The sequence below is a fragment of the Streptomyces sp. NPDC091272 genome (assembly GCF_044757485.1).
In the GTDB taxonomy this organism is placed as follows: Bacteria; Actinomycetota; Actinomycetes; order Streptomycetales; family Streptomycetaceae; genus Streptomyces.
Genome location: NZ_JBIVVC010000011.1, coordinates 158,850 through 166,036, shown reverse-complemented (window position 1 = coordinate 166,036; position 7,187 = coordinate 158,850). Strand labels below are relative to the sequence as shown.

General features: G+C 72.1%; 8 protein-coding genes. All 8 read right to left on the bottom strand.

The window, feature by feature from the left end; translation table 11 throughout:
• Positions 1-211: 211 nt before the first annotated feature.
• Positions 212-646 (bottom strand): transcription antitermination factor NusB, encoded by a 435-nt coding sequence (nusB, locus tag ACIQM4_RS27135; protein ID WP_401596621.1) that lies wholly within the window; start codon positions 644-646, stop codon positions 212-214.
• A 2-nt stretch (positions 647-648) separates the two neighbouring features.
• Positions 649-1,215, bottom strand: a complete 567-nt coding sequence (gene efp, locus ACIQM4_RS27130; RefSeq protein WP_401596619.1) for an elongation factor P — start codon at positions 1,213-1,215, stop codon at positions 649-651.
• A gap of 60 nt (positions 1,216-1,275) precedes the next feature.
• A complete protein-coding gene (locus ACIQM4_RS27125; RefSeq protein ID WP_401596617.1) occupies positions 1,276-2,391 on the bottom strand; it encodes a M24 family metallopeptidase in 1,116 nt (371 codons plus the stop codon).
• Between the two features lie 80 nt (positions 2,392-2,471).
• Positions 2,472-3,332: an AAA family ATPase gene (locus ACIQM4_RS27120; protein ID WP_401596881.1), complete on the bottom strand. Its 861-nt coding sequence runs from the start codon at positions 3,330-3,332 to the stop codon at positions 2,472-2,474.
• Between the two features lie 522 nt (positions 3,333-3,854).
• On the bottom strand, positions 3,855-4,301 hold the full coding sequence (gene aroQ / locus ACIQM4_RS27115; RefSeq protein ID WP_401596614.1) for a type II 3-dehydroquinate dehydratase: 447 nt from the start codon (positions 4,299-4,301) through the stop codon (positions 3,855-3,857).
• Positions 4,298-5,419 carry a 3-dehydroquinate synthase gene (gene aroB, locus ACIQM4_RS27110; protein WP_401596611.1) on the bottom strand — a complete coding sequence of 374 codons (1,122 nt, stop codon included), beginning with the start codon at positions 5,417-5,419 and terminating at the stop codon, positions 4,298-4,300. Before aroB ends, aroQ begins: the two co-directional genes overlap by 4 nt.
• The gene (locus ACIQM4_RS27105; protein WP_401596878.1) at positions 5,416-5,898 is read right to left on the bottom strand and encodes a shikimate kinase; all 483 of its coding nucleotides are present in this window, start codon (positions 5,896-5,898) and stop codon (positions 5,416-5,418) included. The genes aroB and ACIQM4_RS27105 overlap by 4 nt, the downstream gene beginning before the upstream one ends.
• 92 nt (positions 5,899-5,990) lie before the next feature.
• Positions 5,991-7,175: a chorismate synthase gene (gene aroC, locus ACIQM4_RS27100; RefSeq protein WP_401596609.1), complete on the bottom strand. Its 1,185-nt coding sequence runs from the start codon at positions 7,173-7,175 to the stop codon at positions 5,991-5,993.
• Positions 7,176-7,187 lie beyond the last annotated feature (12 nt).

The following is a 7,187-nucleotide window of genomic DNA, read 5'->3' as shown; positions in this document are numbered from 1 at the left end:
CGCCGGGGGGCGCCCCCCAACGCGGTGTCCGCCCGCCATCACCCCCCCGCGGCGCATATAAAAAAAGCGCCCGGGGGGGGGGGGGGGGGGGCCGGGGCCCCCCCCCCCCCCCGGCGGTTTTCCATGTCCCGGACAACGCCCCCCGGCAGGGGCCCGGGTACGACGAAGGGCCCGCCGTACGGATGATCCGTACCGCAGGCCCTTGCGAGCGTCAGCTCTCCTCGCGGCGGAGCTTCGGCTTGAGGTCCTTGAAACGGCCGAGCAGACCGTTCACGAACGACGGGGAGTCGTCGGTGGAGAACTCCTTGGCGAGCTGCACCGCCTCGTCGATCACCACCGCGTCCGGGGTCCCGTCCACCCACACCAGCTCGTACGTACCGAGCCGGACGATGTTGCGGTCCACGACCGGCATCCGGTCGAGGTCCCAGCCCTCGGCATAGGTCTCGATGAGCTCGTCGATCCGGGGCGCGTACTGCGCGTACCCCTCGACGAGTTCCATCGTGTATTCGGTCACCGGCGGCTGTCGCTCGTCGCTCCGCGAGTGCCGGACCCAGTCCGCGAGGACATTCTGCACGGACGTACCGCGCTGATCGGCCTCGAAGAGGATCTGGAACGCGCGCTTGCGGGCGTTGTTGCGAGCAGCCACGGTTAGCTGTTCACCCGGCCGAGGTAGTCGCCCGTGCGGGTGTCGACCTTGATCTTCTCGCCGGTCGTGATGAACAGCGGGACGCCGATCTCGTAATCGGTCTCCAGGGTGGCGGGCTTGGTGCCACCGGTGGAGCGGTCGCCCTGCACACCCGGGTCGGTGTGCTTGATCGTCAGCTCGACGGCGGCCGGCAGCTCGACGTAGAGCACCTCGCCCTCGTGCTGGGCGACGGAGGCGGTGAAGCCCTCGATCAGGAAGTTGGCGGTGTTGCCGACGGACTTGCGGTCGACCATGAGCTGGTCGTACGTGTCCATGTCCATGAAGACGAAGTACTCGCCGTCCATGTACGAGAACTGCATGTCACGGCGGTCGATGGTGGCGGTCTCGACCTTCGTGCCGGCGTTGAACGTCTTGTCGACGACCTTGCCGGACATCACGCTCTTGAGCTTGGTGCGCACGAAGGCCGGGCCCTTGCCGGGCTTGACGTGCTGGAACTCGACGACGGACCAGAGCTGGCCTCCGTCGAGCTTGAGCACCATGCCGTTCTTGAGGTCGTTCGTGGAAGCCACGGTTGCGGAATCTCCTGGACTGGTGGAACGACCTACGGAACGCACTCGGCAAGCACGGGGCTAGAGCGCGAGCAGTTCTTTGGTCGTAATGGTGAGTAGCTCGGGTCCGCCGTCCGCCTCGGGGCGCACGACGAGAGTGTCATCGATCCGGACTCCGCCCCGGCCAGGGAGGTGAACCCCCGGTTCGACGGTGACCGGCACACAAGCGTCCAGTTTACCCATGGCCGAAGGTGCCAACTGCGGGTCCTCCACGATTTCGAGCCCCACACCGTGTCCGGTGGACGCCGCGAGGGCGTCTCCGTAGCCTGCCGCCTCCAGTTGGTGACGGGCCACGCGGTCCACCTCGCGGTACTCGACGCCCGGTGCGAGGGCCTCCCTGGCCGTCCGCTGGGCGGCGAACACCAGGTCGTAGAGCTCGATCTGCCAGTCCGCCGGGGTGGTGCCGATGACGAAGGTGCGGCCGATCTCGACCCGGTAGCCCCGGAACTCGGCGCCGAGGCAAACCGAGAGGAAATCGCCCTCCTCGACCCTGCGGTCCGTCGGCCGGTGTCCGGCTCGTCCCGAATTCGGGCCGGTGGCGACGGAGGTGGCGAAGGCGGGGGCGTCGGCGCCGTGGTCGACGAGGCGCCGTTCCAGCTCCAGGGCGAGATGCCGTTCGGTGCGGCCCACCAGGATCGACTCCAGGAGTTCGCCGAGCGCCTGGTCGGTGATCTCGCCCGCGGTGCGCAGGGCGGTGAGCTCCTCCTGGTCCTTCACGATGCGCTGCTGCTCGACGGAGGTGCCGAGCTCGGTGAGGCGCAACCGGGGAGCAGCCGAACCGAGGGCCCGGTAGCGCGCGACGGTGAGGTGGTGTTCCTCGACGGCGAGGGAGCCGGCGCCCGCCGCGGCTGCGAAGCCCGCTGCTGCCACTGCCGCGTCGGCGCCGGTGGTCGGCAGCACCTGCACGCGCAGCGTCTCGTCGGGGCGGCCCTCGACGGGGGCGCCCTCCGGCGTGCGCGGGCACACCAGGAGGTCGCGCTCGGGGCCCTCGGGGCCGAGCAGCAGGACGGCGCCGGGCGGGGCGCCGCCGGCGAGGTAGCGGACGTTGGCGGGCCGGGAGACCAGCACCGCGTCGCTGCCCGCGGCAGCCGTGCGGTCGCGCAGCCGCCCGCGGCGGATTCCATGGGCCTCAGACATGCCCCGAGCGTAGGTACGGGGGCACGGACGCGCCGGTTCTGCGCGTCCGACCGGGGGGCCGCCGAAGGTGTCCGGAGGAACTACCAGGTGGGCGGGCTGGCCATCGCCCGCGCCAGGGTCTCGTCCAGGAGCTGGGCCGTGGTGGCCACGTCGTACTGGGAGTTGTCGATGATGGGCAGTCCCGAGCCGTACCAGCCCGCCATCCGGCCGTGGATGCGGGCCACTTCCTCGTCACTGAGGCGCCGGTTGCCGCTGCGCTTGGCGTTGCGCTCCAGGACGATCTCCAGACCGGGCAGCAGGACCACCGGCAGCAGCCCGGGGCCCACGTGCCGCTTCCAGCCGCCGAGGCCCACGACGGGCCGGTCGGGGAAGACGGCGTCGTCGACGATGCAGGAGATGTTGTTGGCGAGGAAGTTGCGGGCGGCGAAACCGCAGGTGCGGCGGGCCAGGCGGTACTGCGCCTCGGAGTGGTCGTTCCAGCCGGCCTGCGGGTCGGCGAAGCCCGAGCAGACCCACTCGCGGACGTCGTCGAGGCTGATGTGCGCGGTCGGCACCCGGCGGCTCTGTGCCCAGTACTTGGCGACCGTGGTCTTGCCGGCCCCGGCGGGGCCTATGAGCAGCACCGCGAGTGTGGTGTTCCCGGTACCCGCGTGGGCGGGCGCCACCGGCGCGGCGGGCAGCGGCACGGGCCCGCCGGGCGGCAGCTGGATGTGCCCCGTGGTGTCACGCGCGGCGGAGGGCACGGGGGCGTGCTGCGGCGGGGAGGACGGCCCGTGGGACGGCTGGGGCCCGTGGTGAGGCTGAGGCCCATGGTGAGGCTGAGGCTGAGGCTGCGGCGCTTGCTGGGGCTGCGGGGCAGCCGGGGGCTGCGGGGCAGCCGGGGGCTGCGGGGCCTGCTGGGGCTGCGACACGTGCGGGGGCGCGTGGGGCGGCTGGGGCAGACCCTGCGGGGCGGGCGGGCCCGCCGGCGGGTGCGGGGCACCGTGCGGGTGCGGGGTGGCGCCCTGCGGGTGCGAGCCGGCCTGCGGGTGCGGGCTGGCGGCCTGCGGGTGCGGGGTGGTGCCCTGCGGGTGCGAGGTGGCCTGCGGGTGCGGGCTGGCGGCCTGCGGGTGCGGGGTGGTGCCCTGCGGGTGCGAGGTGGTGCCCTGCGGGTGCGAGGTGGTGCCCTGCGGGTGCGAGGTGGTGCCCTGCGGGTGCGAGGTGGTGCCCTGCGGGTGCGAGGTGGTGTCTGCCCACGCCGCGCCGGAGTCGTGAGGAGGTGGCAGCGGAGCCCCCACTACGTGCTGCATCCGGTGCCACTCCGTCTCGTACAGGCGACTGTTGCCGGGCCGGTCGGTGAATCCGAACCGTGATGATGCTGACCCGAAAAGGCCGGGCCGAACCCTCGAACGGTACCGCCCCCGGCGTTCACCAGGTGAATGCCGGGGGCGCTGCCGTCTGCCCCGACCTGTCAGACGGCGTTCTCAGCCGGTGAGTTGCTCCGCGAGCGCGCGCAGTGCGAGCAGGTACGAGCCGATGCCGAAGCCCGCGACGGTGCCGCTGGCGACGGCCGCCACCACCGAGGTGTGCCGGAACTCCTCGCGGGTGTACGGGTTCGAGATGTGCACCTCGATCAGCGGGGCGGTGCGCTGGGCGGCGGCATCCCGCATCCCGTACGAGTAGTGGGTGAAGGCCCCGGGGTTGAGAACGACCGGAATTCGCCCGTCCGCGGCCTCGTGCAGCCAGCGGATCAGTTCGCCCTCGTCGTTGGTCTCCCGGACCTCGACGTCGAGACCGAGTTCCTTGCCGAGCCCCTGACAGGCCTCGACGAGACCGGCGTACGACGTCGCCCCGTACACGTCCGGCTCGCGGGAGCCGAGCCGCCCGAGGTTGGGCCCGTTGAGCACCAGGACCCGGCCGGCCCCGCTCACGCGGCGATCTCCGCGTGCGCGGCCAGCAGCATCGCCGGGTCGGGACCCTCCAGCACGGTCGGCCTGGCGAGGCCGTCCAGCACGATGAAGCGCAGCAGGTCGCCGCGGGACTTCTTGTCGACCTTCATGTTCTCCACCAGCTTGGGCCACTGGTCCCCGCGGTAGGTGAGCGGCAGCCCGACCGACTCCAGGATCGACCGGTGCCGGTCGGCGGTCGCGTCGTCGAGCCGGCCCGCGATCCGGCCGAGTTCGGCGGCGAAGACCATGCCGACGGAGACGGCGGCACCGTGCCGCCAGTTGTAGCGCTCGTTCTTCTCGATCGCGTGGCCCAGCGTGTGCCCGTAGTTGAGGATCTCGCGGCGTCCGGCCTCCTTGAGGTCCCCGGACACCACCTCCGCCTTGACCTTGATCGACCGGACGATCAGCTCGGTGGTGTGCGGTCCGGCGGGCGTGCGGGCCGCGACCGGGTCCGACTCGATCAGGTCGAGGATGACCGGGTCGGCGATGAAGCCGGCCTTGATGACCTCGGCGAGCCCGCTGATGAAGTCGTTGACGGGCAGCGAGTCCAGGGCCGCGAGGTCGCAGAGGACCCCGGCCGGCGGGTGGAAGGCACCGACCAGGTTCTTGCCCTCGGCGGTGTTGATGCCGGTCTTTCCGCCGACCGCCGCGTCCACCATGCCGAGCACGGTGGTGGGTACGGCGATCCAGCGCACACCGCGCAGCCAGGTCGCCGCCACGAACCCGGCCACGTCGGTGGTGGCCCCTCCCCCGACGCCGACGATCACGTCGGTGCGGGTGAAGTTGGTCTGGCCGAGCGCCTTCCAGCAGTACGCCGCGACCTCGACGGTCTTGGACTCCTCGGCGTTGGGCAGCTGGATCGCGATGACGTCGTAGCCCTGCGCCGCCAGGTCCTCCCGTACCGCCTCACCGGTGTCGGCGAGGGCCTCGGGGTGCAGTACGGCGACGCGCTTGGCCTGCTTGCCGATCAGCCCGGGAAGCTCGCCCAGCAACTGCCGCCCCACCAGCACGTCGTACGCCTCGGTGCCGTCCGTGCCGCCGACGGTGATCCGTGCCGGTGCTGCTGCGGGCCCGGTCTGCCCGGTCTGCTCGCTGGTCATGCGTCCTTCAACTCCATTGCGTCCAGGACCGCCTGGGCGACCTCTTCGGGGGTGCGGCCGTCGGTGGCGACCACCACCCGGGCTACCTCGGTGTACAGGGTGCGGCGGGCCTCCATCAGCTCGCGCCACTGCTTGCGCGGGTTGACCGCCAGCAGCGGGCGGGCCTGGTTGAGGCCGGTGCGCCGCACCGCCTCCTCGACGTCCATCGACAGAAAGACGACCGGGTGCGCGGAGAGCAGTTCCCTGGTCGACTCGTCCAGGACGGCGCCGCCGCCGAGCGCGAGCACTCCGGTGTGCTCCGCCACGGCCGCGCGTACGGCCGCCCGCTCCAGCTCACGGAAGTACGGCTCGCCCTCGTCGACGAAGATGTCGGCGATCTCCCGGCCCTGGGCCGCGACGATGTCCGCGTCGGTGTCCCGGTGCGCGAGACCGAGCCGCTCGGCGAGCAGCGCGCCGACGGTCGTCTTGCCGACGCCCATCGGCCCGACGAGCACGACCCTCGGGCCGGTCGGTGTACCGGGCACCGGATCTCCGGGCGGTGTGCCGTCCGGTGTGCCGGACGGTGCGCCGGTCACCGGATCTGCAGGTTGTCGAGGTACGACTGCACGTTGCGCCGCGTCTCGCCGACGCTGTCGCCGCCGAACTTCTCGGCGACCGCGTCCGCGAGCACCAGCGCCACCATGGCCTCGGCCACGATGCCCGCCGCGGGCACCGCGCAGACGTCGGACCTCTGGTGGTGGGCGGCGGCGACCTCACCGGTCGCGATGTCGATCGTGGCCAGTGCGCGCGGCACCGTCGCGATCGGCTTCATCGCGGCCCGTACCCGCAGCAGCTCACCGGTGGACATGCCGCCCTCGGTGCCGCCCGCCCGGCCTGTGGTCCGCCGCACACCGTCCTCGGTCGGCACGATCTCGTCGTGCGCCTTGGAGCCCGGCACCCGCGCCAGGTCGAAACCGTCGCCGACCTCGACGCCCTTGATGGCCTGGATGCCCATGAGCGCGCCCGCGAGCCGGGAGTCGAGACGGCGGTCCCAGTGGGTGAACGAGCCGAGACCGACCGGCACGTTGTACGCCAGGACCTCGACCACACCGCCGAGGGTGTCGCCGTCCTTGTGGGCCTGGTCGATCTCCGCGACCATCGCCTTCGACGCGTCCGCGTCCAGGCAGCGCACCGGGTCCTCGTCCAGCTTCGCCTCGTCCGAGGGCTTCGGCAGGACGCCGTAGGGCGCCTTGGCCGCGGCCAGCTCGACGACGTGGCTGACGATCTCGATGCCGGTGGTCTGCTTGAGGTACGAACGCGCCACCGTGCCCAGCGCGACCCGCGCGGCGGTCTCCCGCGCGCTCGCCCGCTCCAGCACCGGGCGCGCCTCGTCCAGCGCGTACTTCTGCATGCCCGCGAGGTCCGCGTGGCCGGGGCGGGGGCGGGTCAGCGGCGCGTTGCGCGCCAGCTTGGCCAGCTCCTCGGGGTCCACCGGGTCGGCCGACATGACCTGTTCCCACTTCGGCCACTCGGTGTTGCCCACCATGATCGCGACGGGGCCGCCCATGGTGAGGCCGTGCCGCACGCCGCCGAGGAAGGTGACCTCGTCCTTCTCGAACTTCATCCGGGCGCCGCGCCCGTAACCGAGCCGCCGCCTGGCCAGCGCGTCCGCCACCATCTCCGTGGTGATCGGCACACCGGAGGGAAGTCCCTCCAGCGTCGCGACGAGTGCGGGTCCGTGGGATTCTCCCGCGGTCAGCCAGCGCAACCTGCTCAACGGTGCTCCTCA